This is a genomic window from Oleidesulfovibrio sp. (assembly GCF_047973035.1).
Classification (GTDB): domain Bacteria; phylum Desulfobacterota; class Desulfovibrionia; order Desulfovibrionales; family Desulfovibrionaceae; genus Oleidesulfovibrio.
This window is the reverse complement of record NZ_JBKEBF010000035.1, coordinates 83,656-105,812: the sequence shown is the minus strand read 5'-3', so window position 1 is coordinate 105,812 and position 22,157 is coordinate 83,656. Positions and strand designations below refer to the sequence as shown.

General features: G+C 48.4%; 26 protein-coding genes and 2 tRNA genes. 21 read left to right on the top strand and 7 right to left on the bottom strand.

What is annotated here, in order from left to right:
* Positions 1 to 105 (bottom strand): transposase (locus ACK5LI_RS11760; RefSeq protein WP_416948049.1); only part of this gene is annotated, 105 nt, incomplete at its 3' end.
* 171 nt (positions 106 to 276) lie between these two features.
* A complete protein-coding gene (locus ACK5LI_RS11755; protein ID WP_416949515.1) occupies positions 277 to 1,086 on the bottom strand; it encodes a phosphoribosylformylglycinamidine synthase subunit PurQ in 810 nt (269 codons plus the stop codon).
* Between the two features lie 237 nt (positions 1,087 to 1,323).
* On the opposite strand from ACK5LI_RS11755, the gene ACK5LI_RS11750 reads away from it, so the two are divergent.
* From ACK5LI_RS11750 to ACK5LI_RS11685, 14 genes are all read left to right on the top strand, one after another.
* Entirely contained in the window at positions 1,324 to 2,970 is a 1,647-nt protein-coding gene (locus ACK5LI_RS11750; protein ID WP_416949513.1) for a CTP synthase, read from the top strand.
* Positions 2,971 to 3,154: 184 nt separating this feature from the next.
* The gene (kdsA, locus tag ACK5LI_RS11745; RefSeq protein ID WP_416949511.1) at positions 3,155 to 3,973 is read left to right on the top strand and encodes a 3-deoxy-8-phosphooctulonate synthase; all 819 of its coding nucleotides are present in this window, start codon (positions 3,155 to 3,157) and stop codon (positions 3,971 to 3,973) included.
* Positions 3,963 to 4,484, top strand: a complete 522-nt coding sequence (locus ACK5LI_RS11740; protein ID WP_416949509.1) for a KdsC family phosphatase — start codon at positions 3,963 to 3,965, stop codon at positions 4,482 to 4,484. The genes kdsA and ACK5LI_RS11740 overlap by 11 nt, the downstream gene beginning before the upstream one ends.
* On the top strand, positions 4,485 to 5,084 hold the full coding sequence (lptC, locus tag ACK5LI_RS11735) for an LPS export ABC transporter periplasmic protein LptC (RefSeq protein ID WP_416949507.1): 600 nt from the start codon (positions 4,485 to 4,487) through the stop codon (positions 5,082 to 5,084).
* 1 nt (position 5,085) lies between these two features.
* Positions 5,086 to 5,622 (top strand): LptA/OstA family protein, encoded by a 537-nt coding sequence (locus ACK5LI_RS11730; RefSeq protein ID WP_416949503.1) that lies wholly within the window; start codon positions 5,086 to 5,088, stop codon positions 5,620 to 5,622.
* A complete protein-coding gene (gene lptB, locus ACK5LI_RS11725; protein WP_416949501.1) occupies positions 5,623 to 6,345 on the top strand; it encodes an LPS export ABC transporter ATP-binding protein in 723 nt (240 codons plus the stop codon).
* Positions 6,346 to 6,567: 222 nt separating this feature from the next.
* The gene (gene rpoN, locus ACK5LI_RS11720; RefSeq protein WP_416949498.1) at positions 6,568 to 7,992 is read left to right on the top strand and encodes an RNA polymerase factor sigma-54; all 1,425 of its coding nucleotides are present in this window, start codon (positions 6,568 to 6,570) and stop codon (positions 7,990 to 7,992) included.
* A gap of 52 nt (positions 7,993 to 8,044) precedes the next feature.
* A complete protein-coding gene (gene hpf / locus ACK5LI_RS11715; protein ID WP_416949495.1) occupies positions 8,045 to 8,587 on the top strand; it encodes a ribosome hibernation-promoting factor, HPF/YfiA family in 543 nt (180 codons plus the stop codon).
* A gap of 2 nt (positions 8,588 to 8,589) precedes the next feature.
* Positions 8,590 to 9,039: a PTS sugar transporter subunit IIA gene (locus ACK5LI_RS11710; RefSeq protein ID WP_416949493.1), complete on the top strand. Its 450-nt coding sequence runs from the start codon at positions 8,590 to 8,592 to the stop codon at positions 9,037 to 9,039.
* 70 nt (positions 9,040 to 9,109) lie between these two features.
* The gene (gene rapZ, locus ACK5LI_RS11705) at positions 9,110 to 9,994 is read left to right on the top strand and encodes an RNase adapter RapZ (RefSeq protein WP_416949491.1); all 885 of its coding nucleotides are present in this window, start codon (positions 9,110 to 9,112) and stop codon (positions 9,992 to 9,994) included.
* Positions 9,995 to 10,033: 39 nt separating this feature from the next.
* The gene (locus ACK5LI_RS11700) at positions 10,034 to 10,474 is read left to right on the top strand and encodes a PTS sugar transporter subunit IIA (RefSeq protein ID WP_416949489.1); all 441 of its coding nucleotides are present in this window, start codon (positions 10,034 to 10,036) and stop codon (positions 10,472 to 10,474) included.
* 5 nt (positions 10,475 to 10,479) lie between these two features.
* Positions 10,480 to 10,941, top strand: coding sequence for a PTS sugar transporter subunit IIB (locus tag ACK5LI_RS11695; protein WP_416949487.1), 462 nt, complete (start codon positions 10,480 to 10,482; stop codon positions 10,939 to 10,941).
* 130 nt (positions 10,942 to 11,071) lie between these two features.
* Positions 11,072 to 11,656: a hypothetical protein gene (locus tag ACK5LI_RS11690; protein ID WP_416949485.1), complete on the top strand. Its 585-nt coding sequence runs from the start codon at positions 11,072 to 11,074 to the stop codon at positions 11,654 to 11,656.
* Between the two features lie 147 nt (positions 11,657 to 11,803).
* Positions 11,804 to 12,721, top strand: a complete 918-nt coding sequence (locus ACK5LI_RS11685) for a manganese-dependent inorganic pyrophosphatase (RefSeq protein WP_416949484.1) — start codon at positions 11,804 to 11,806, stop codon at positions 12,719 to 12,721.
* A gap of 80 nt (positions 12,722 to 12,801) precedes the next feature.
* Here the strand turns inward: ACK5LI_RS11685 and tadA are convergent, their stop codons facing one another.
* Both tadA and ACK5LI_RS11675 read right to left on the bottom strand, forming a co-directional pair.
* Positions 12,802 to 13,287 (bottom strand): tRNA adenosine(34) deaminase TadA, encoded by a 486-nt coding sequence (tadA, locus tag ACK5LI_RS11680; RefSeq protein WP_416949482.1) that lies wholly within the window; start codon positions 13,285 to 13,287, stop codon positions 12,802 to 12,804.
* A gap of 15 nt (positions 13,288 to 13,302) precedes the next feature.
* Positions 13,303 to 13,959 (bottom strand): TIGR00730 family Rossman fold protein, encoded by a 657-nt coding sequence (locus ACK5LI_RS11675; protein WP_416949480.1) that lies wholly within the window; start codon positions 13,957 to 13,959, stop codon positions 13,303 to 13,305.
* A 130-nt stretch (positions 13,960 to 14,089) separates the two neighbouring features.
* Between ACK5LI_RS11675 and ACK5LI_RS11670 the strand changes: the two genes are divergently transcribed.
* The 7 genes from ACK5LI_RS11670 (at position 14,090) to ACK5LI_RS11640 (ending at position 21,116) form a co-directional block, all read left to right on the top strand.
* On the top strand, positions 14,090 to 15,697 hold the full coding sequence (locus ACK5LI_RS11670) for an MBL fold metallo-hydrolase RNA specificity domain-containing protein (RefSeq protein ID WP_416949478.1): 1,608 nt from the start codon (positions 14,090 to 14,092) through the stop codon (positions 15,695 to 15,697).
* A 15-nt stretch (positions 15,698 to 15,712) separates the two neighbouring features.
* Positions 15,713 to 16,282, top strand: a complete 570-nt coding sequence (rsmD, locus tag ACK5LI_RS11665) for a 16S rRNA (guanine(966)-N(2))-methyltransferase RsmD (protein ID WP_416949476.1) — start codon at positions 15,713 to 15,715, stop codon at positions 16,280 to 16,282.
* A complete protein-coding gene (gene coaD / locus ACK5LI_RS11660) occupies positions 16,258 to 16,770 on the top strand; it encodes a pantetheine-phosphate adenylyltransferase (RefSeq protein WP_416949474.1) in 513 nt (170 codons plus the stop codon). Before rsmD ends, coaD begins: the two co-directional genes overlap by 25 nt.
* A gap of 6 nt (positions 16,771 to 16,776) precedes the next feature.
* Complete coding sequence (gene miaA / locus ACK5LI_RS11655; protein ID WP_416949472.1) at positions 16,777 to 17,709, top strand: tRNA (adenosine(37)-N6)-dimethylallyltransferase MiaA; 933 nt, start codon at positions 16,777 to 16,779, stop codon at positions 17,707 to 17,709.
* Between the two features lie 127 nt (positions 17,710 to 17,836).
* On the top strand, positions 17,837 to 19,288 hold the full coding sequence (locus ACK5LI_RS11650) for a SpoIID/LytB domain-containing protein (RefSeq protein WP_416949470.1): 1,452 nt from the start codon (positions 17,837 to 17,839) through the stop codon (positions 19,286 to 19,288).
* Between the two features lie 24 nt (positions 19,289 to 19,312).
* Positions 19,313 to 20,479 (top strand): murein transglycosylase domain-containing protein, encoded by a 1,167-nt coding sequence (locus ACK5LI_RS11645; protein WP_416949468.1) that lies wholly within the window; start codon positions 19,313 to 19,315, stop codon positions 20,477 to 20,479.
* Between the two features lie 115 nt (positions 20,480 to 20,594).
* The gene (locus tag ACK5LI_RS11640; protein WP_416949466.1) at positions 20,595 to 21,116 is read left to right on the top strand and encodes an OmpH family outer membrane protein; all 522 of its coding nucleotides are present in this window, start codon (positions 20,595 to 20,597) and stop codon (positions 21,114 to 21,116) included.
* Between the two features lie 284 nt (positions 21,117 to 21,400).
* On the opposite strand, the gene ACK5LI_RS11635 is transcribed toward ACK5LI_RS11640, so the two are convergent.
* The 3 genes from ACK5LI_RS11635 to ACK5LI_RS11625 all read right to left on the bottom strand — a co-directional run bounded on the left by ACK5LI_RS11635 (position 21,401) and on the right by ACK5LI_RS11625 (position 22,148).
* Positions 21,401 to 21,477: transfer RNA gene (locus ACK5LI_RS11635), tRNA-Arg, on the bottom strand.
* Between the two features lie 21 nt (positions 21,478 to 21,498).
* Positions 21,499 to 21,575, bottom strand: a tRNA-Arg gene (locus ACK5LI_RS11630).
* A 108-nt stretch (positions 21,576 to 21,683) separates the two neighbouring features.
* Positions 21,684 to 22,148 carry a pyridoxamine 5'-phosphate oxidase family protein gene (locus ACK5LI_RS11625; RefSeq protein WP_416949464.1) on the bottom strand — a complete coding sequence of 155 codons (465 nt, stop codon included), beginning with the start codon at positions 22,146 to 22,148 and terminating at the stop codon, positions 21,684 to 21,686.
* Positions 22,149 to 22,157: the final 9 nt, after the last annotated feature.

Genomic DNA, 22,157 nt, shown 5'->3' with positions numbered 1-22,157 from the left:
GCGCTTCTTCTCTCCGTAAAAAACTTGCCGCCGATACTTTGGCGCAAACACTACGTGGTATTTGCAGTTCCATTTTGTGTGGGCTAAACTCTTAGTGTCACCCATTGTGGCCTCCTTTTGATTTGCCACCTGCAGTTGCCAGACCGCAGGGATTAGTTAGCAAATCAAAAGGAGTTTTACTAATATCTCTATAGCTTTAAGCTTTACGGAACCCCCCGCCTAGCGGGGGGTTTTCTGCATACAAAAAAGCGGAGCGTATTTACGCTCCGCCACGTGTTAGCTGTTTTTCAAGTGACTCACTGCATTTTCGAACAGTACGGTACCCAGAGTGTCTTTTTCTCCTCTGGTCCAACCGGGGTGGTTTGTTTCGTGGTTAAAGGCTTCGGGATGAGGCATCAAGCCCAGCACACGACCGGAAGGATCAGTAAGACCCGCGATGCCGAGAGGGGAACCGTTGGGGTTCCAGGGATACTCCTGAGTAGGCTCAAGGCGTTCCGGATCGGCATATTGGAACACGATAAGATTTTCGTCAACAAGCCGCTGCAACGTTGAGTCATCTTTGGGGATTAGCTTTCCTTCTCCGTGTCGTACAGGAATGTAAAGCGAAGAAACACCCTTGGTGAAAATGCAGGGGCTTTTGTCGTTTGTCTTCAGGTGGCACCATCGGTCTTCATATCTTGCAGAGTCGTTATGGCTCAAAGAAACCTGGCGCTCAAAGTAGAGTGAATCAAGAGCCGGAAGCAGGCCAAGCTTTACAAGCAGTTGAAAACCATTGCAAATACCCATAATCAATCCACCTTTTTCAAAAAAGCCTTTCAGCTGGTTCAAAAGAGGTGTACCGTCAGCGGTGGTGGCATGCCGCCATCTTTGCGCCGCAGCCTGAGCAGCTCCCAGATCGTCACCATCAAGGAAGCCGCCGGGAAAAATGAGAAAATTGAAATCATCAAGACGGGTTCGTCCTGTCTCAAGATCAGAAAAATGGGCAATTTCTACAGTATCGGCACCAGCGATACGAGCGGCGTGCGCACATTCAACTTCGCAGTTGGTACCGTAGCCGGTAATAACCAGCGTATTCACCTGGGTCATTGTGACTCCTGAAAAAGTTTGCTTGACAGAGGAATGTCCATTCCGTAGCAACACACGTTTGTGCGTGCGGAGATATCCGGGCAGTTGCTGTTTGGAACCGCTGATAATAGTGACAGCCCCTGTCGGCGTCAATGGCTGACGGGGGATGTCGTTTTTGATATGATCAACTGTTGCTGTATGAAATGACCAGTCTTTGCGGCCATTTCTGAATCTTATCTTTGCCGAGGCAGGAGTTACATGAAAACCAAGTTTATCTTTATTACCGGCGGTGTGTTGTCATCGTTGGGCAAAGGTCTGGCTGCAGCCTCTATCGGAGCACTGCTGCAGGCTCGGGGACTAAAAGTCACCATCCAGAAGCTTGACCCCTATATCAACGTGGATCCGGGAACGATGAACCCGTTCCAGCATGGTGAAGTTTTTGTTACCGACGATGGGGCAGAAACCGACCTCGATCTTGGTCACTACGAGCGCTACCTTGGCGTTCCCATGAGCCAGCGTAACAACTACACCTCCGGCTCGATTTACCATCGCGTTATCACCAAGGAACGCCGTGGCGATTATCTGGGTGGTACCGTACAGGTTATTCCGCACATCACCGACGAAATTAAAAGCGTTGTGATGAATCTTGCCAGTGATGACCTTGACGTAGCACTGATTGAAATCGGCGGAACCGTCGGTGACATCGAGGGGCTGCCTTTCCTTGAAGCTATCCGTCAGTTGCGCTCAGATCTGGGGCGTGATCGCTGCATGTACATCCATCTTACGCTTGTCCCGTATCTCGGGGCAGCAGGTGAGCACAAAACAAAGCCCACCCAGCACAGCGTAAAAGAACTGCGCAGTATCGGCATTCAGCCCGACATCATTCTATGCCGTTGCGAAAAAGCCATTACAGACGATTTGAAGTCCAAGATTGCTCTTTTCTGCGACGTAGAAAAAGACGCCGTTTTCTCGGCCGTGGATGTAAAAAACATCTACGAAGTACCGCTGTCTTTTTACGAAGAAGGCTTTGATCAGAAAATTGCCATCATGCTGCAGCTTCCAGCTAAAAATCCGGAACTGGGCAAATGGCAGGAGCTGGTTGAAACCTGTGCTAACCCGAAAGGTAAGGTCACCATCGGTATTGTGGGCAAGTACGTCGACTTGAAAGAAGCCTACAAAAGCCTCCATGAAGCCCTTGTTCATGGTGGTGTGGCAAACAAGCTGGCAGTCGACTTTAAGTACGTTAACTCCGAACTGATTACATCCGACAACGTAGAAAGCTCACTCGAAAGCCTCGACGGAATTCTTGTTCCCGGCGGCTTCGGCAGCCGTGGTGTTGAAGGCAAAATTCTTGCCATCCGCTATGCACGTGAAAACAAAGTGCCTTTCTTCGGTATCTGCCTTGGCATGCAGTGTGCTGTAATTGAATACGCCCGTAACGTGGCTGGCCTGTCCGCTGCAAACTCTGAAGAGTTTGACGAGCAGACTCCCGATAAAGTCATCTACCTGATGACAGAATGGTATGACTTCCGCAGCAAGCAGGTAGAGCGCCGTGACTCCGGCAGCGAAAAGGGTGGCACCATGCGTCTTGGTTCCTACCCCTGCAAGCTGGTTAAGGACACCAATGCACATGCCGCATACGGTACTGATAATGTAGACGAACGTCACCGTCATCGCTTTGAGTTCAATAACGCATACATTGAGACTCTCGAAAAGGCAGGTCTGGTGTTCAGCGGGCTTTCTCCCGACGGAGAGCTTGTTGAAATCGTTGAAATTAAGGACCACCCCTGGTTCCTTGGTTGCCAGTTCCACCCTGAATTTAAATCTTACCCCATGACTCCCCATCCGCTTTTCCGCGACTTTATCAAGGCTGCGGGACAACAGGCCGCAAAGACCAAGCGGTAACGCTGAGACTCCTGTCTTTTACGGGGCACACTTCGGTGTGCCCCGTTTTTTTAGACTTTCAATCCGCTGCTGAATCAGATAGGTTTCCAATGCTTTTTTGGTTACACTGGTCATAATTCCAACACGCAATTGTCCGGCCAGTTAAAAATGTAACCTCATTTTCCTATTTCAACTCAGAGCAGTTATGAAAAGATCTTCTTCAGAATTATATTCCACACTTTGTAGCGGAAATTTTATTATTGCGGGCCCCTGCGTACTTGAAAGTTACGAGCTTGCGCTTGAAACTGCACATGCCGTGCGTGAAGCAGCAGGCGCCCATGGTCTGCCTGCCGTTTTCAAAAGCTCCTTTGACAAGGCAAACAGGACATCTATTACAAGCTTTCGCGGCCCCGGGCTTAGCAAAGGGCTGGAGTGGCTGGCGCGCATTCGCGAAGAGACCGGCCTGCCGGTGATCACTGATATCCACGAGCCTGAGCAAGCGGCGCCAGTTGCCGCAGCGGTAGATATAATGCAGATTCCTGCCTTTTTGTGTCGGCAGACCTCTTTGTTGCAGGCAGCCGCAAAAACCGGAAGCATTGTGAATGTGAAAAAAGGGCAGTTTGTTGCCCCTTGGGACATGCGTCCGGTTGTTGAAAAAATTAACGAAGCAGGGAATAGCCACGTCATGTTGACCGAACGCGGTGCTAGCTTCGGGTATAATAACCTTGTTGTTGATTTTCGCTCATTCTCGATCATGAAAGCTCTGGGCGTTCCGGTCGTTTTTGATGCCACGCATTCCGTCCAGCTGCCTGGCGGGCAGGGCTCCTGTTCTGGCGGCGACAGAAATCATGTGCCTGCACTTGCCAGAGCTGCAGCAGCAGCGGGTGCCAACGGAGTCTTCATGGAATGTCATCCTGACCCGGATAACGCGTTATGTGATGGTCCCAACAGTTGGCCGCTGGCAAAACTCGATGCGCTGGTAAGTGACCTTAAAAGCATCTGGAGTCTGGAATATGCGTGCTAGAGAACTTGCGCGCAATATCCGCCTGCTTGTTCTGGATGTAGATGGCGTATTGACCGACGGCGGCCTGTACTACTTTGGTGATGAGAAAATTGGCAAACGCTTTAATGTTCAAGACGGGCTGGGGATAAAGATGGCTCAGTCTGCCGGCATTGCCATCGCCGTCATCACTGGTCTGCACTCTGAAGCAGTTGAAAAAAGGGTTCGCGAACTTGGTATTGAAGAGTATCATCCCGGGTTCACATACAAAGCGGATGTTCTGAAGCAATTGCTGCAAAAATATGATCTTCAAGCTGAGCAAGTTGCTTTTTTGGGCGATGACTGGGTTGACCTTGCCGCTCTTGGTTTGGTCGGCCTTCCCATGGCCGTGGCAAATGCTCAACCGGAAGTAAAAGAAATTGCAAAACTGGTTACAGATGCCCGCGGGGGTGATGGTGCTGTACGCGAAGTTATCAGATTTATTCTGGAAGCCCAAAACAAACTGGCTCCTATGCTGAAGGAGTGGTCCGTATAAATGACCCGGAGAAGAGTATACTGGATAATTTGCCTGCTGGTGCTTTGTGCAGGGCTAATCGCGTACTCCATCTTGGGACATCGCTATACAAACGAAGTGCGCCGCACTGTATCAGATAAAGAGCCTGCCGCTGAGGGTAATGTTGACCTCGCTTTATCCGGCCTACGCCTGAATCAGGGTGAAAAAGGTAAAAAGCTCTGGAAGCTTGATGCAGAAAAAGCATTCTACGACCAGCAGGGCGACACTATCCGCATCCAGAAACCCGACATTGTTTACTACCTTTCTGATGACCAAGGTGAGTTGTTGGTTAAATCTGCATGGGGTGAAATCAAGCAGGTTGAACAGTTTATGCGCCTCTGGGAAGCGGTAGTGCTGGTTCAGACTGATAAAACTCTGAAAACAGAACTTCTGATTTATCAGGGTGGCTCCAGAGTTCTGACGATGCCGGATAAAGTGTGGTTGGATACAGCTTCAATGAATGGCACAATGCATGACGTGGTCTGGGCTCTTGATGACAACGTAATTCGATCTCGCAGCGATGTTGCAATGACTCTGTATCTTGAGGACAAGCTGGGCGAGATTGTTAAGGGAGAGAAATAAGATGAAAAAATATTTGTTGTATTTTGCTGTAGTCGGTCTGTTTACACTTACAATGCATGCCGGAATTGTTCATGCTGCGGATGATGAAATCCCTACGTCAATCACTTCTAAAACAATGACTTATGATGCAAATGCGCAGATCATAGTTTTTGAAGAGGATGTTTACGTGCTGCGTGGTGATTTCGAATTGTGGGCAGACAAAATCACAGTACATATTGATGAAAAAGCCGGAGCCGCGGAAAAGAAAAAAGAAGCAGAAGATCAGGAGATTGACGCCGGGCAGATTGAGCGGCTGGTAGCAGAAGGAAACGTTCGGATGAAACGGCAGACAAAATCCGGCGAATGCCGCAAAGCTACCTATACCGTAGCCAGCGGTGTGCTGGTGATGGAAGGCGACCCGATTCTGCGCGACGAAGGCAACAGCATCCGCGGGCAGGAAATCCGTTTTTATGTTCATGAAAATAAGAGTGAAGTTCTCGGCGCGCCTGACAAACCCGTAAACGCCGTATTCTCCGCCCCTAAGAGGACTAAGAAGTAGATGGCTGTCATTCAGGCTGAAGGACTGCGTAAGCAGTATGGTTCGCGAGAAGTTGTAGGCGGTGTGTCTCTGAATGTTCATCAGGGGGAAATTGTCGGTCTGCTGGGTCCTAACGGGGCAGGGAAAACGACTACATTTTATATGCTGATCGGCATTGTAAAGCCAAATGCCGGAGTCGTGAAACTGGATGACATCAGCATTTCCGATTGGCCCCTGCACGAAAGAGCCCGCGTCGGCTTAAGTTATCTTCCTCAGGAAAGTTCCGTTTTCAAAAAGCTTACGGTCACGCAGAATCTGCAGATGATTCTTGAGCATGTAGGCATTTCGAAAAAGGCCCAACGGGAAAGAGCGCAGGAATTACTGGAAGAATTCGGCATTACCCACATTGCAGACTCGTACGCCATGCATTTGTCGGGTGGGGAAAGGCGCAGGCTGGAAATTGCCCGTGCTCTCATCCGCGATCCGAAATTTATTCTTCTTGATGAACCCTTTGCGGGCATCGATCCACTGGCTGTGGATGATATTCAGGAAATTATTAAAAAGCTTCGTGAAAAAGGCATCGGCGTACTTATTTCTGACCATAACGTCAGAGAGACATTGAATATTTGTGATCGCGCCTATCTGGTTTATGAAGGCAGAATTATTCTGGAAGGGACGCCGGAAGCGATTGTAGCAGACCCCAAAGCCCGGAGTGTGTATCTGGGCGAAGGTTTCTGTTTGTAGGCACAGTTGCATCAACAGGGTATATGTGGCAGAAAAGAGGTGTGGAATGTATTTTGGAATGATTTTTGGATATGAATATCCTTCAAGCTATTTCCAATCAGATTTTGCAATCATAGCGAATCATAGAACCTTTCCGCGCAACTGTATTGTTCTGGATTTCAGTAGCATCTAAACTCCTGTTTATAACTCTAACTAGTTTTTATTAAAGGGTTCGGTTGAACAATGGCCTTAGAGTTACGACAACAACTTAAACTTGCACAGCAGCTTGTAATGACGCCTCAGCTTCAGCAGGCTATCAAGCTGTTGCAGCTTTCTCGTGTCGAACTCGTAGAAACTGTTCAGCAGGAGCTGCTGGAAAACCCATTTCTGGAAGAAACAATCGAAGAACGTGCCCCGCAGCAGGCTGAAGAGCGTGCTCCAAGAGCGGAAGAGGCAGACTCCTTCCGTCAGGAGCTTGTTCAAAATGCTGACTGGGAAAACTATCTGGGCGACTTTGCCAGCACTGGCAGACAAGCCGGAGGACGGGATTCCGAATCTCCTGAAGAGATGACTGCGTTTGAAGCACGCTATTCATCTCACCCCACGCTGGAAGGGCACCTGAGCTGGCAGCTCAGACTGTCTTCGATATCTGAAAAACAGGTTGAAATTGCCGATGTGATAATAGGCAATCTTTCTTCTTCCGGATATCTGCAAGCTTCGATCGAGTCTATTGCCGAAATGGCCGATGCAACTGAAGAGGAAGTGGAAAAAACGCTGCACACACTTCAAAGGCTTGACCCTGTAGGCGTGGCAGCACGAACTCCTCAGGAATGTCTGCTTGTTCAGATTGAGGTGCTTGGATACGATCGTGACCCGGTTCTAGTAGAGCTGGTCCGCGACCACCTTGAAGATCTTGAGAAGCGCCGATACAAGCCGCTGCTTCGCAAATATCGTCTGGCAATGGACGACCTTAAAGAATATCTAGATTTAATTCTGACTCTGGACCCGATGCCCGGAGCCAGTTTCGGATCGGAACAGCCGACATATGTTAGCCCGGATGTGTACGTTTACAAAAGTGAAGATGATTTTATTATTCTTTTGAATGAAGACGGATTGCCTCATCTTCAGCTAAATGAATTTTATAAAGACGGCATCAAATCTGCCTCTGACAAAGAGAAAGACTACTTTCAGGAAAAGATGCGCTCGGCTTCGTGGTTGATAAAAAGCCTGTATCAACGCCAACGCACCCTGTACAAAGTTGTTGAAAGTATTATTAAATACCAAAGAGGTTTTTTCGAAGATGGCGTTTCCAAGCTTCGTCCGTTGATTCTCAAAGACATCGCAGACGATATAGGAATGCACGAATCGACAGTCAGCCGCATTACGACCAACAAATATGTGGCGACTCCTCATGGTATTCTTGAATTGAAATTTTTCTTTAATAGTGCACTGGCGCTCAGTGATGGCACTGAAGTAGGGTCGGAAAGCGTAAAGGCGCTGATTAAAAACCTTATTTCAGAAGAGAATCCAAAAGAACCGCTCAGTGACGAAAAAATCGGAGAAATTCTCAAAGAAAAGTTGCAAGTCAATATTGCTCGAAGGACCGTGGCGAAGTATCGTACAGCTATGGGAATCCCATCATCCTCGAAACGCAAAGAGGTTTTCTAGAGGTTTTGGGGCTTCCGGCAGAAATGCCTGATCTTGAATCTCAGGAGGTTTTATGAACATCGCATTCACTTTTAAAAACTTCGAGCCGTCTGAACATCTTAAGAAATACGCAAACCGCCGATTTGAGAAACTCGGGCGTTTTTTAAGCAAGTCCGAGAACCTGGAGTTGCAGGTTCTGCTAAGCGTTGATAAGTTCCGCCACAAGGCAGATGTGCAATGCTCCGGTGACGGACTTAACCTCTCTGCTGTAGAGCAGAGCGAGGACATGTACGCGACCATTGATCTGGTGCTAGATAAGCTGGAAGCACAGGTCAAGAAACACGCAGAAAAAACAAAAGGTAAGCGCCGTACCAGCGGAGATAACAGTGTGCGCATGGATGTGTTCAGTTACACAGACTCTGGTGGGGTGAAAGAGCGCACCATCATTGAAACTGATGAAATTGATCCCAAGCCCATGCATATCGACGAAGCCGCCATGCAGCTTGATGCACTTGATTACGAATTCCTCGTTTTCAGAAATGCAGAAAACGGGCGTGTAAATGTTATCTACCGTCGCAAAGATAGCGACTTCGGGCTTATCGATCCGGGATTCTAATAATGAAACTGGGTGAATACCTAGATAAAGAACTTATAATTCACGAACTTTCCGCCAGCACCAAAAACGAGGTGCTGGCGGAACTCGTGAAGCCGGTTGTGAGCAAATACCCAGACCTGTCAGGTGAAACGATTATACGTATCCTGCAAGACAGAGAAAATTTGGGAACCACCGGAATCGGCGATGGAATTGCAATCCCTCATGGCAAAGTGGACGGTCTGGAGAAAATTATTCTTGTTGTCGGACGCAGTTCAGACGGGATTGACTTTGAAGCGCTTGATTACAAGCTTTGTAATGTTTTCTTTCTTGTTCTTGCTCCTGAACAAGTGGCAGGAATGCATCTGCGAATACTCGCCCAGATTTCTCGCCTTCTGAAAGATAAAGATTTCCGCAGCTCGTTTGCGCAAGCAGCATCCGCGCAAGAGCTCTGGACACTTCTGCAGCATGCATAGCAGCGTGTCAGCTGTGGCCCCTGTTGCAGGATCTTTTGTCATCCTGTGTTATTGCGGATGGTTTAGCTAGATGGATACCAGCGAAAACCTGCCTGTCATGATCGTTACCGGTCTGTCTGGAGCAGGTAAAAGTACTGTTCTCAATGTTTTTGAAGACCTGCGTTTTTTTACGATAGACGGTCTTCCTGTTGGCGTAGTGGCAGATCTTGTAGAGCATCTGGCGCGTGATGCCATGGGGCGCTATCGGGGCGTTGTTCTGGGAATGGATATACGTCAGTTTGACTTCCTTGATGATTTCGAAGGAGCAATGGGCAGGCTGGCAACTTTGGGAGTTGATCCCAAAATTATCTACCTTGAAGCAAGCAATGCTGTTCTGGTGCGGCGTTTTGCCACTACACGCAGACCTCATCCCCTTGAAGGAGGGGAAAAAGGACTGGAAGCCGCAGTAGAGCATGAACGGGAACTCCTGCGACCTGTTCGTGAGCGGGCAGATCTGGTTCTTGATACCACGGACTTTTCTATTCACGACTTGCGACGTGTTATTCAGAAAAAGTGGAGTACACTTGGGGGGAGCTTGAGAAGTCTTCGTGTAAACCTGATCACATTCGGCTTTAAATATGGTGCCCCTTCCGATGCCGATATGGTTTTTGATCTACGCTTCTTGCCGAACCCTTACTTTGAGCCTGCTTTAAAAGAACTTTCCGGTCAAGATCAGGAAGTACAGGACTTTGTGCTGGGGTGTGAGCAGGGAAAAATGTTCTTTCAACGTTTTTTAGACTTTATCTTGTTTCTTTTACCTCAATATGAGGCAGAAGGACGTTATCGAGTAACCATTGCCATCGGCTGCACGGGTGGAAAACATAGATCAGTTTCTGCAGCAGAGGCCTTGCGCGATGCTTTGAAAAAGTCTGATTATGCGGTAGCATTAGAACATCGCCACATCAATTTAGGCTGACAGAATTAATTAATAAATATCAATATAGCAGACTTTGCCATGTCATCTGAATCCACTGTCGATGAACCCATTGTAGGGGTTGTTCTGGTTACACATGCTGATTACGGCTCAGCGCTTTTGCGTGCTGCAGAATTTATTCTTGGCCCGTTGTCTGACTGCACCTCTGTCAGTGTTGACGGTACGCAGCAGGTTGGTGAAACCATCGACAGACTTAAAGAAGCTGTCCACAAGCTTGATAGAGGCAAAGGGGTAATCGTCCTGACTGACATGTTTGGCGGTACTCCGACAAATTTGAGCCTCTCCCTGTTGGGCAGTGCTGATATCGAAGTAGTCACCGGAGTAAATCTGCCTATGTTGCTGAAGGTATTTTCCGGACGTACTATGCAGTTGCAGGAACTGGCCCACGAGGCCAAGGAAGCCGGCGGTAACGGAATAGTTGTAGCCGGTGAAGTGTTACGACGTAAGACTCGGAGTAAATAGCTGTTATGTGGGTTCGAGTGGACAACCGTCTGATTCACGGTCAGATAATTGAGACATGGCTTCCGTATACCGGAGCCAAACACCTACTGGTTGTAAACGATGAACTTGCAGCAGATGATCTGCAGCAGCAGATAGTTTCGCTGGCCGTACCGGGCAGAGTGAGCATTACTTTTGTACGGGTAGACGAGCTGGATGACTTCGTTACGCGGCGCGGGGTGCCTCTTGATGACACGCTGGTTCTTTTTGCCAACTGTAAAGACGCAAGACGCAGTAGTGAAAAAGGATTCGCGTTTCAGGTGTTGAATATCGGCAACCTTCATTATGCTCCCGGAAAACGACAATTATGTCCTCATGTTGCGGTCTCAGAAGATGACGAAGCCTGTCTGCGTTTTTTTAAACGCAATAACGTGTCGCTCGACTTCCGGTGTGTTCCCAACTCGCCGGTGCAAGTAAAGGGCTGGTCATGATCTTTTCGATAAATTCGATTTTCTGGGCTCTTCCCATCGCTTTTTTTTTGCCCTCTTTTCCGTCACCCGCTTCAGTATTAATCTAGGCTTTTTTGAACGTCCGCTTGCGGTCGGCTTTTTATGGGCCATTATGACCGGAGAGTGGGAATTCAGCCTTAAGCTTGCTGTTTTTTTTGAGTTACTCTGGCTTGATCTGTTCCCTGCGGGAACCTATATCCCTCCTAATGTCGTTGCTTGTCTGCTGTTGACAATAGCAGGCAGTGAATACTTCGGGTTACGTTCTTCCGAAGAAATCGCAGTCCCCTTATTGTTGTCTTTGCCTGCCGCTTTTATCAGTTCAAAAATTGAATATATTCATAGAGCAATGCAGGATAAATCGTACAATCGGGCGCTGTCATGGGGCAGGGCAGGGCGCGGGGCCGCTTTTGCGGGCGATAGAGAAACAGCGCCCTATGGTATGATCATCTGGAAGGCGACAGGTGAACTTCTTGCGATGCAGGCTGTGTTTTTTATGCTGTCTCTGCTTGTGCTAATTGGCACTATCATAGGACTTTCGTCGCTGATGGGGCACTTGCCCTTTATAGAAGGGGTAAGCTGGAACTCGTTATGGTTTGTAAGTGCTGTCGGGGGCGTTCTTGCCGTACGAATACCAAGAGCCTACGCGATATTCATTGCAACTTGCTGTTTATTTTTATTTTATGCCCTCAGCGTTTAGCTGGGGGCTTTTCTTTTTTTCCTCTTTTTTTTGCATATTGGCGAGGATACCTCTTGGCAGTCGCACTTGATTGTGCTATTTGGCACAAACTCACTTGGCGCTAGGCGATCATTCGCTTTTCTAACAAGATTTATGGAGGATTCCACCATGGCTGTACTCGTAATGGGTCACATGAACCCCGACACCGACTCCGTTATTTCCGCAATTGCTGTTGCAGACCTGATGACCAAGCGCGGCACCGAAGCTGTTGCAGTTGCTCAGGGTGAATGCACTCCTGAAAGCAACTACGTACTTGAAAAGTTCGGTCTGACTGCACCTGAAGTTGTTACTTCCGTTGCAGGTAAAGAGCTGATCCTTGTTGACACCACCGATGGCGCTCAGCTGCCTGCTGACATCGCTGATGCCGACCTTAAGGGTGTTGTGGACCACCACAAGCTTGGTAACGTGACCACCTCCAACCCTCTGGAAATGTGGGTATGGCCTGTAGGTTGCTCCTGCACCGTTATCAAAGCTATGTACGATTTCTACGGCGTGGAAGTTCCTAAGGGTATCGCCGGCGGTATGCTGTGTGCAATCCTCAGCGACACCGTAATGTTCAAGTCCGTCACCTGTACCCCTCAGGACAAAAAGGCTGTTGAAGAACTGGCCAAAATCGCCGGTGTAGAAGACATCATGGCTCTGGGCATGGAAATGTTCAAGGTTAAGTCTGCCGTTGAAGGCGCTACCATGAGCGAACTCGTTTTCCGTGACTACAAAGATTTCGACATGAACGGCAACAAAGTTGGCATCGGCCAGTTGGAAGTTGTTGATCTGACCATTCTTGATCCTGTTAAGGATGGCCTGTATGAAGAAATTCAGAAAGTGAAGGCAGAAGGCCGTCATTCTGTATTCCTGCTCCTGACCGACATCATGAAAGAAGGCAGCGAAATGCTGATCGTTTCTGATGATGCAGCTGTTGTGGACAAAGCTTTCGGCGTAAAAGCAGAAGGTCGTTCCGTATGGCTTGACGGCGTAATGAGCCGTAAGAAGCAGGTTGTGCCTAACTTCGAAAAGGCATTCAAATAGGTTGTTGAGTTTCTGATGGCAAAGCCCGCCGGTGCAACCGGCGGGCTTTTTATTTTGGAAAGAAGAATAAAGTTGAACAGCTATCTTTTTTGCTGAAAAAAAGCGGAAAGTTGAGCGGAGCACTCTTTAGCGCTGACACCGCTCATATACCATACTTTATGGTTATGGTATGGCTGCTCCAGTCCATCAAAACAAGAGTCTACTGCTCCCGCCTTAGGGTCAGCGGCACCATAAACCACGCCTGAAAGGCGCGCATGAACAATGGCACCGGAACACATCTGGCAGGGTTCTAACGTTACAACCAGAATTGCTCCATCCAGCCTGTAGTTTTTTACCGCCTGACAAGCATTTCTGATGGCAACAATTTCTGCATGGGCACAGGGATCATTACATGCAACGGGGCAGTTGCGCCCCCGTCCGAGAATCTTTCCCTCCTTGCTTACGACCACAGCGCCTACAGGCACTTCACCTGCTTTTTCGGCACGGGCGGCTTCTTCCAGTGCAAGCGCCATCAACTCCTTCCAGCTATTCCAGCCGGAAGGGGGCGAAGGGATGATTTTCATCATGTGTTTCATTTGTACTTAGATAATTACATGCCGTTTGATGTAGTTGACAACCTCTTCGGGAGTATCTTTAACCGTAATAAGATCAAGTTCTTCCGCTCTAATGAACCCTTCGGCAACCATTCTGTCTTTGATCCAGTCCAGCAAGCCATTCCAGTAGCTGCTGTTGTACAAAATGATAGGGAAAGGCTTGATACGTTTTGTCTGCGTCAGAACAAACGCTTCAAACAGTTCATCCAACGTGCCTATTCCCCCTGGCATAACAACATATGCCATGGCGTATTTAATAAACATCAATTTGCGCACAAAGAAGTAACGGAAGTCACAACGGGTTGTAATATACTTATTGGAGCTTTGCTCAAAGGGCAGGTGGATATGAAGCCCCACGGACTCTCCGCCTGCTTCAGCCGCACCTTTATTGCCAGCCTCCATCAAGCCGGGGCCGCCACCTGTAATTACGCCGTATCCGGCTTGGGAAAGCAGCGCTGCAAGTCGCTCTGTTTCCTGATACAGGGGCTGACTGGGGTCTACTCGTGCTGATCCGAAAATGGATACGCAATTTTCAAGATCGTTCAGGCTTTCAAAGCCATCAACAAGCTCGGCCATTATTTTAAAAAGACGCCAGGATTCCTTAGTAGACAACGTATCAATAACATATTGCTTTGATTGGCTCATGTTTTTCTCCTTAATATATTCGTCAGTATAGAGTTTTGTGGCTAATCCCGCAATCCACTGAAATTTCTTGCGCTCGCCCGTCAGTCTGTTCATTATGACAGCACGCCCCCTTTAACACAGAGGTTCATACATGAAAGTTCAGTTTCTTGGCGCTGCGCGGACTGTTACCGGCTCTTGTTATATAATTGAAGCAAATGGCGTCCGTTTTGCTGTCGATTGCGGTATGCATCAGGGCAACAACGAAATAGAAAAACGAAATTACGATACCAGTGTGTATCACCCTGCAGAGCTTTCGTTTTTTCTGGTCACGCATGCACATATTGACCATACCGGGCTGTTGCCCAAAATGGTCCGTGATGGCTTTTCCGGCTCAATTTACTGTACAGAGCCTACACGTGATCTGCTTGAAATTATGCTGCAAGATAGTGCCAATATACAAGAAATGGAAGCTGAATGGCAAACACGAAAGCAGAAGAGAAAGGGAAAGAAGCCTGTAGACCCGCTGTATACGCAGGCTGATGCGGCACGCGTATCACGTTTTTTCCAGCATGTGGAATACAACACGCCGTTTTCCCCTGCTGAAGGAATCACCGTTACGTATAAGGATGCGGGCCATATTCTCGGTTCGGCATTTATGGAAATTGAAATCAGCGGAAACGGGCAGTTTTCACGATTGATTTTTTCAGGTGACCTTGGCAAACCCAACTCGCTTATTGTTCGGGACCCGGAGAGTGCTGCAGCGGCAGATTATCTTTTTGTGGAATCGACTTACGGAGACCGGAACCACAAAGACGAAAGCAACAGCAGGCAGGAATTTGCAGACGCTATCGCCTATAGCTACGCGGCAGGAGAAAAAGTCATCGTCCCCGCCTTCGCGGTTGAGAGAACGCAGGAAGTCCTGTACACCCTTTTCCTGCTGCAGAAAGAGGGTAAACTACCCATTGATATGCCCATATTTTTAGATAGTCCGCTGGCGATAAGGGCAACGGAAATATTCCGTAAGCATCCGAAGTTTTTTGACGATGATTTGCAAAAGCTGCTTATGTCAGGGGAAGACCCCCTTTCAATGCCTAACCTGCATTTGACAACGAAAACACAGGAATCGCAGGCTATTAACAATCATCAAGGGCCGGCTGTTATCATTTCTGCCAGCGGAATGTGTAACGCGGGCAGAATAAAGCACCATTTACGACACAACATCTGGCGTTCCGGTGCAAGCATTGTTTTTGTAGGGTATCAAGGTGTCGGTACCCCCGGACGCAGAATTGTTGATGGCGCACAGACCATACGCTTGTTCGGAGAAGATATTGCCGTTCAGGCAAAGGTATTCACTATTGGCGGCTTTTCCGGACACGCAGGTCAGCAGCAGATAGTAGACTGGATCGGCAAGTTTGCCACAGAAGATTTGAAAGTGTTTCTTGTGCATGGTGAAGAAAAAGCACAAAGCGCTCTCAAAAGACTTTTGGCAGAACGATTTAAGGTTGATGTCAGAATCCCCGGCTATCTGGAAGAAATCGAACTTGCCCCCGGGCAGGCGGTTGTTACGACTGAACAACCCAAACGGTATCAGGCTCAGGTCAATTGGGATTTTCTGCTTACAGAGACAGAGGCACGCATTGCTCAGCTTCAGGCTCATAAGCAAGACATCGAAAAACGTGACTGGGCACATCAGATAGAAATACGTGACAGATTGCTTGAACTTAACAATGAGATGCTCAGCATTCTCTCTGAACTATAACAGCTGTATACTATTATGAAAATTATTGGTGGTGATTACGGTGGACGTAATCTGAAGACGACAGTAGGGCCAGGGTACAGGCCGGCAATGGCTAAAGTACGGAAGGCGCTTTTTTCCATGCTGGAAGCGCGTGGCGTACACTGGCCTGAATGCAGGGTTCTTGATCTGTTTGCCGGAAGCGGCAGTTGCGGCTTTGAAGCTCTCAGCCGTGGTGCGCAAGAGGCTTGGTTCATAGAAAATAATCCTAAGGCTGTAAATGTTATCAAAACAAATGCAGCAACCTTAGGCGTGGAGCAATCCCGCTGGCAGGTCTTCTACGAGGACGTGAATAAGTTTTTACGTGTGGCACCTGCACGTCCTTTTGATCTGGTGCTGATTGATCCGCCTTACGGTAAAAATTTTGTCAGTCCTGCGGCAACGGCGCTTTTGCGCAATCGCTGGCTTTCAGATGACGCTATGATCGTAGCAGAAGCAGAAGCCGCTGTTACTGAGCTGCCCGAAGTTGACTCCCGACTTGAACTGCTCGTCAATCGAACCTATGGCCAGACAAGGATTCTCATATGGGGTCGCCAAGCGGAAAAATAGCAATCTACCCCGGAACGTTCGATCCGCTTACAAACGGTCATGCCAGCCTGATTCAACGCGGAAGCCAGATCTTCGACCATATTGTCGTAGCTGTTGCCAACGATACCCCTAAAGAGCCGCTTTTCACCATTGATGAACGGGTGCAAATGGCCGAAGCCGCTTTGAAAGGCACAGACAATATCACTGTCGAACCTTTTTCGGGGCTTCTGGTTGACTACGCGGAACGCAGAGGGGCCGGTGTAATCCTGAGGGGGTTACGGGCTGTTTCAGATTTTGAATATGAGTTTCAGCTTGCACTGATGAATCGCAAAATGAAACGCCATATTCAGACGGTCTTTCTGATGACAGACTATAAATGGCTGTACATCAGTTCAACAATCATCAAGGCTGCAGCTAGTCTGGGCGGTGACATTAAAGGATTGGTTCCGGATAATGTCTATCGTCGCCTGAGAGAAAAGTACGGATACCCGTATCCGCTTAATGAGTAGATATTCATGTCCGGCATCAGTCCTGTTCCTCTAGTCTGTCTTGTGGGCCCCACCGGGGCCGGTAAAACAGCAGCGTCTCTTTTTCTGGCAGAAAAATTCAATGGGGCTGTTGTAAATTGTGACTCAAGGCAGGTGTACAAGGATTTCCCCATCATTACGGCACAACCTTCTGCGGAAGAGCAGAGCAAGTGCCCTCACCACTTGTATGGCTTTCTTGATACGCGCGATAAAATGAGTGCCGGTGTTTTTTTAGATATGGCATCTCAGGCAATTTCAGCCATTCATGCTTCCGGTAAACTGCCACTGCTTGTCGGCGGAACGGGGATGTATCTAAAAGCTCTTCTTGAGGGTATAGCCAACATTCCCGATGTACCCGAAGAAATTTCTCTGAAGTGGCAGCAGCTATGCAGGCAGAAAGGAGCAGCAGCACTGCATGGGGTTTTAAAAGGCATAGACCCGCAAAGTGCAACGCGATTGCATCCGAATGACAGTCAACGAATTGTACGTGCTTTAGAGGTTCACGAGGCGACAGGAAAAACACTCAGCTGGTGGCATGAGCAACCGCTTCCTGCTTCTCCTTATCGTGCAGTCAAAATTGCTATTAAAACCACATTAGACGAACTGACCCCGCTGCTGGCAAAGCGTATTGAAATAATGCTGGCACAAGGCGCAATAGCTGAGGCAAAAGCTGCACTTGCTATATGCAGCGACAAGACTGCCCCGGGGTGGTCCGGAATCGGCTGCGCTGAAATCTATTCGTATCTGAAAGGCGAAATCGATTTAACGGAATGTAAACGTGTATGGCTGACGAATACCCGGCAATATGCCAAGCGACAGCTGACGTGGTTCCGAAGGGTTGAAAACCTGCACTGGCTTAACACGCATGATCTGGTTGCAATGGACGAGCTTGTCGAAACCCATCTGGCAACAGGAATTTAATAACGCGATGAAGAGTTTCCGCCACGTCGCTTTAGGTCTTGTAGCCTTCTCTATCTTGCTTTTTTCTTCTGCTAACTGCTTTGCACAACAGGAGGCTTTTGATCCGACACCTTTACGGACGCAGGCGATGACTCTGTATCGTCAGGGTAAGGTGCTGGAAAGTCTCGAACTTTGGCACGCCATCTATCGCCTTGGGCCGTCCCGCGCCGTAAAAGCTGAAGCGTTGATAATGCTTGCAGATATAAACGCCATGTTTCTGGACAGAAAAGACCGTGCCATAAGCCTGTATGAAAAAGGGATAGGGCTTGGCGGGCAGGCCAATATAATCGCCCGGGCATGGTATAATCTGGCTATGCTGCGATACGACAAAGGCGACTATAATGGTGCGAGTCTGGCTTTTAAAGGGTATCTTGACCGCTTTCCGAATGGTCCCAAAGCCGGCAGCAGCAGGCACATGCTTACACGCCTGCAACAAGACTCACGTTTTGGGAAGAAAAGCGTTCCTACAGATAGTGTCACGCCCAAACCTATTCCGCGTAAAGAACCTTTCGTAAGGGTCGCCTTACTCCACGACCGGGAGATCAGAATATTTCCGCCCGAAGATACTGTTGCCGGTTATGGAGTGAAACGCGCACGAATTATGGCTGGCTCAATCCGGGTAAGTGAACAGGGTGGCAGGGTAGCCCTGAACGGCAGAGCGCTGGCTTCAGAAGTTTCATTAATTGCCCGCTCCGGACTATTTGAAATTGGCGGAGCAAAATACTCTGGCTCTATATCCCTGCACGCGCTGGAAGGCAAAATTCTTGTGGTAAATAAGTTGCCGCTGGAACGTTACCTTGAAGGCGTGGTACCGTGTGAAATGCCGGTCTCATTCAAGCCTGAAGCTTTGCGCGCGCAGGCCATTGCAGCGCGTACGCATGCGTTATACATGCTGCTTCGTAGTAAAGAGCGGGCCTACGACGTTTGGTCAACAACTGCTTCTCAGGTATACGGTGGAGCTAGTAAGGTTGATCCGCGGACAAATGCAGCCATAAAAGCAACCCGAGGCAATATCCTTGTATATGGCAGCGGAATTGCCCTTGCGTTCTACCACTCGCACAGCGGCGGTGTACTGGAAGATGATTCCTCAGTCTGGGACGTTAATATGCCGTACTATTCGGCCCATGCCGACCCTGTCAGCAACAGAGTTAAAAAAATGACATGGCGGCATTCTATAAAAAAATCAGACGTTGCCCAAATGTTACGGAGCAGGGGCTACCCAGTCAGCAAGGTCAGCAGCATAACCGTGTTGCAACGTTCTAGTTCCGGCAGAGTGCTTCGTGTCCGTATCATGACTGACAAAGGTGGAGTGGAAATGACTTCCAACCCTTTCAGGTTAATGATCGGAGCAACAAAGATGAAAAGTACACTCTGCAATATCGGAACTTCCGGAAATAACATCACGTTTCACGGGGTTGGCTATGGACATGGTGTGGGTATGAGCCAATGGGGGGCAGAAGGTATGGCGCGTGAAGGTGCGGGCTTTAAGCAGATTTTGGCACATTACTACCCCGGCACATCTATACGTACATTATACTAAGTCCCAGGTGCGGAGGCTTTGCGTATGAAAAAAGCTTTGTTCGCTCTGATATCCACAATGGTGCTGAGCGCCTGTACTGTAGGCGAGGCAACAAGGCTTGCAAGAATAGCTGCAACCGGAGATATGGCAAGTGCAGCAGCCATGGCAACGGATAAAGGTATTCGCTATGCAGTAAATCCCGGACAGCTTGAGACTGACTTAAAAAGATTAAGCCGCAGGCTCAAACAGTTCCGCGATGCAATTATGGGTAACTGGGGCGATGGAGATGTTAAGGAAGCAGGCCCTAAAGAGTACGTAAAGTACACACAGAACTATCTTTCCAGAGCCAGCGTGGACTTTGATAAAGGTATCGTTACTGTAGAGACAATAGACACCGAGAATCCTGATAAAAGCCTGCGCAATGCGATTATCACCACGTTGCTTACTCCTGCTGATCCGCGCGCAGTTGATATGTACTCAGCCGGAGAAATCAAACTGGGGGAAGAGCCTTTTTTGTATAACGAAGTTCTGGATTTCCATGGCAAGCCTATCCGCTGGGCATGGCGGGCTGAAAGCTTTGCAACAGATCTTGTTCAGCGCCACAAGACTATGCGCGTCCTGACTGTAAACGGTAAGCGTAAAACAGTTCACAGCGTCACCTTCAACATGGTCAAGGATCATTTGCAGGTGCGTGCCCGTAAATTCCACACACCTGTCATGCAGTATGCAAGCGAGTATGGCATCAGCCCGAATCTTATCTATGCCATAATGCAGACAGAAAGTGATTTTAACCCGTTTGCGGTAAGTCACGCCCCAGCATACGGGCTGATGCAGGTTGTACCCTCTACAGCCGGAAGTGATGTTTACAAAATGTTAAACGGCCGGAAGGGTGAGCCGACTCCGGAGCAGCTGTTTACTCCCGAGGTAAACATTCGTTACGGAACAGCCTATCTGTACATACTGAATAAATGCTATCTTTCTGCCATTAACCATCCTGTATCACGCGAATACTGCGTCATTGCAGCATATAACGGCGGAGCAGGTGCTGTGTTGCGCAGTTTCCATCAGGATAGGGAAACTGCCGCTGCGATAATAAACTCCAAGTCGCCCGATGAGGTGTATGCAACGCTGCAAAAACGGCTTCCATCCATGGAGACCCGACGTTATCTGTGGAAGGTGGGGCAGGCCAGAAAACGGTTTGTGGCTCTGTAGGCAAAAAGCATTGCTGCATGTCAGCAGAACAGGTAGTGTCTGCCCGACTTATAGCAAACTGAATGTGTCTAATTACTTTTAACCATCGAAAATAAGAACTCTACTGGAGATGAATATGAGAAAACATGTTGTACTGGTGATTGTTACTCTTATTGTTGCCGCAATGCTTAGCGGTTGTAATCAGGCTGCGAAAACTTCGCCCTCCGTTGGTGTAGTGGATATGACCCGTGTTTACGAGGAATCCACTGCGGCCAAAGCAGGGCAACAGTACCTTGAAACACTTGCAGAAGAAGCCCGTAAAGAGTTTGAAGGCATGCAGGCCGACCTGAAAGGCGCAGAGGGCAACGAAGAAGCAACCCAGAAAGTGAGTGAAGCTGTTAACGACCTGCGCAACAGGATTAATGCCGCGCAGCAGCGCGTGATGGTTGCGCTCGATGATGGCTTGAAGGGTGTTCTGCAGGCCTACCGCACAAGCAAGGGCTTTGATGTGCTGATCCACAAAGAAAGCGCTATCTCTTATAGCCAGAGTATAGATGTGACTGATGACATCATTGCCGAACTTAATAAGGTCACGCTCGACTTTAATGACAAAAACGCAACTGAAGCACCTGAGGCAAAAGAAGAAGCTAAACAATAGACTTTCTTTTGTACATTTCAAACCCGCTGGCTTTGTCAGCGGGTTTTTTAGTGCCTTTATCCCCAAATAGACACTTGCAGTAGAGGAAAAAAAGTGCCGTGTGTGCAAAGCATTCTACATCAGACTTTTCCTATATCTGAAATTTTCAAGCTTATCCGCGGCCTGTCTTGTGCAGGTTGTTCTAGTTAAGACGTGTTAACAAAAAAACTCACACAAGATTGCTTGGAAGGGGGTGGGGGAAGATAAGCCATAAAAAAAACCCCGGCTATACCGAGGTTTAAAAATGGCGCGCCCGAAAGGATTTGAACCTCCGACCGCATGGTTCGTAGCCATGTGCTCTATCCAGCTGAGCTACGGGCGCGTATAAATGATATTAGAAAAATGGCGCGCCCGAAAGGATTTGAACCTCCGACCGCATGGTTCGTAGCCATGTGCTCTATCCAGCTGAGCTACGGGCGCGCATTACGTTTTTGGAAAGCTCTGTGCAAAGCTGCTTGAGAACTTCCCGCAACGTGGAAGTGCCTTATATGTTCGACGCTCTCAGACGTCAAGCAGTTTTTTGCAAGATCATGCTATTTTTTCAAAAAATGAGGTTTCAGAATCCGTCAACAATAACAGCTCTCTCACTGTCAGGCGGATTAGAGCGGATTCAGGCTGGTGTATTAAACTGTCCAGATGAGGATGAACTGAATGAAACAGAGCACGGGCACGTTCATATTCATCAGAGGCTAGTTGCAATTCTGCTATCGCTGAAACCGTCAGTGCTTTTGTTCCGGAGTGCAGTGCGGATGCGTGCAAGTGTCTGTCATCAATCAAGAGGCTTACCTGAGCAACCTCCTGCATATTCAAGAACTTGCGCGAATCCTTGCTCGTAACCATATATAACGTTACACCACCTTCAATTGAAACATAGGCCATCAAAGAGCAATGTGGTATTGGCAGTCTTCCACTCGAACAGCAGGCAGGAGTCCCAGTTGTAGCCAGTACGCACATGGTATTGCTTGCGATAAATCCAAGCATTTCATCAAGCATATACACTCC

Bases quoted from the DNA above. Each gene is read 5' to 3' on its own strand.
- ACK5LI_RS11755 (WP_416949515.1), bottom strand. From the start codon at position 1,086: ATGACCCAGGTGAATACGCTGGTTATTACCGGCTACGGTACCAACTGC.
- ACK5LI_RS11750 (WP_416949513.1), top strand. From the start codon at position 1,324: ATGAAAACCAAGTTTATCTTTATTACCGGCGGTGTGTTGTCATCGTTG.
- kdsA (WP_416949511.1), top strand. From the start codon at position 3,155: ATGAAAAGATCTTCTTCAGAATTATATTCCACACTTTGTAGCGGAAAT.
- ACK5LI_RS11740 (WP_416949509.1), top strand. From the start codon at position 3,963: ATGCGTGCTAGAGAACTTGCGCGCAATATCCGCCTGCTTGTTCTGGAT.
- lptC (WP_416949507.1), top strand. From the start codon at position 4,485: ATGACCCGGAGAAGAGTATACTGGATAATTTGCCTGCTGGTGCTTTGT.
- ACK5LI_RS11730 (WP_416949503.1), top strand. From the start codon at position 5,086: ATGAAAAAATATTTGTTGTATTTTGCTGTAGTCGGTCTGTTTACACTT.
- lptB (WP_416949501.1), top strand. From the start codon at position 5,623: ATGGCTGTCATTCAGGCTGAAGGACTGCGTAAGCAGTATGGTTCGCGA.
- rpoN (WP_416949498.1), top strand. From the start codon at position 6,568: ATGGCCTTAGAGTTACGACAACAACTTAAACTTGCACAGCAGCTTGTA.
- hpf (WP_416949495.1), top strand. From the start codon at position 8,045: ATGAACATCGCATTCACTTTTAAAAACTTCGAGCCGTCTGAACATCTT.
- ACK5LI_RS11710 (WP_416949493.1), top strand. From the start codon at position 8,590: ATGAAACTGGGTGAATACCTAGATAAAGAACTTATAATTCACGAACTT.
- rapZ (WP_416949491.1), top strand. From the start codon at position 9,110: ATGGATACCAGCGAAAACCTGCCTGTCATGATCGTTACCGGTCTGTCT.
- ACK5LI_RS11700 (WP_416949489.1), top strand. From the start codon at position 10,034: ATGTCATCTGAATCCACTGTCGATGAACCCATTGTAGGGGTTGTTCTG.
- ACK5LI_RS11695 (WP_416949487.1), top strand. From the start codon at position 10,480: ATGTGGGTTCGAGTGGACAACCGTCTGATTCACGGTCAGATAATTGAG.
- ACK5LI_RS11690 (WP_416949485.1), top strand. From the start codon at position 11,072: ATGACCGGAGAGTGGGAATTCAGCCTTAAGCTTGCTGTTTTTTTTGAG.
- ACK5LI_RS11685 (WP_416949484.1), top strand. From the start codon at position 11,804: ATGGCTGTACTCGTAATGGGTCACATGAACCCCGACACCGACTCCGTT.
- tadA (WP_416949482.1), bottom strand. From the start codon at position 13,287: ATGATGAAAATCATCCCTTCGCCCCCTTCCGGCTGGAATAGCTGGAAG.
- ACK5LI_RS11675 (WP_416949480.1), bottom strand. From the start codon at position 13,959: ATGAGCCAATCAAAGCAATATGTTATTGATACGTTGTCTACTAAGGAA.
- ACK5LI_RS11670 (WP_416949478.1), top strand. From the start codon at position 14,090: ATGAAAGTTCAGTTTCTTGGCGCTGCGCGGACTGTTACCGGCTCTTGT.
- rsmD (WP_416949476.1), top strand. From the start codon at position 15,713: ATGAAAATTATTGGTGGTGATTACGGTGGACGTAATCTGAAGACGACA.
- coaD (WP_416949474.1), top strand. From the start codon at position 16,258: ATGGGGTCGCCAAGCGGAAAAATAGCAATCTACCCCGGAACGTTCGAT.
- miaA (WP_416949472.1), top strand. From the start codon at position 16,777: ATGTCCGGCATCAGTCCTGTTCCTCTAGTCTGTCTTGTGGGCCCCACC.
- ACK5LI_RS11650 (WP_416949470.1), top strand. From the start codon at position 17,837: ATGACTCTGTATCGTCAGGGTAAGGTGCTGGAAAGTCTCGAACTTTGG.
- ACK5LI_RS11645 (WP_416949468.1), top strand. From the start codon at position 19,313: ATGAAAAAAGCTTTGTTCGCTCTGATATCCACAATGGTGCTGAGCGCC.
- ACK5LI_RS11640 (WP_416949466.1), top strand. From the start codon at position 20,595: ATGAGAAAACATGTTGTACTGGTGATTGTTACTCTTATTGTTGCCGCA.
- ACK5LI_RS11625 (WP_416949464.1), bottom strand. From the start codon at position 22,148: ATGCTTGATGAAATGCTTGGATTTATCGCAAGCAATACCATGTGCGTA.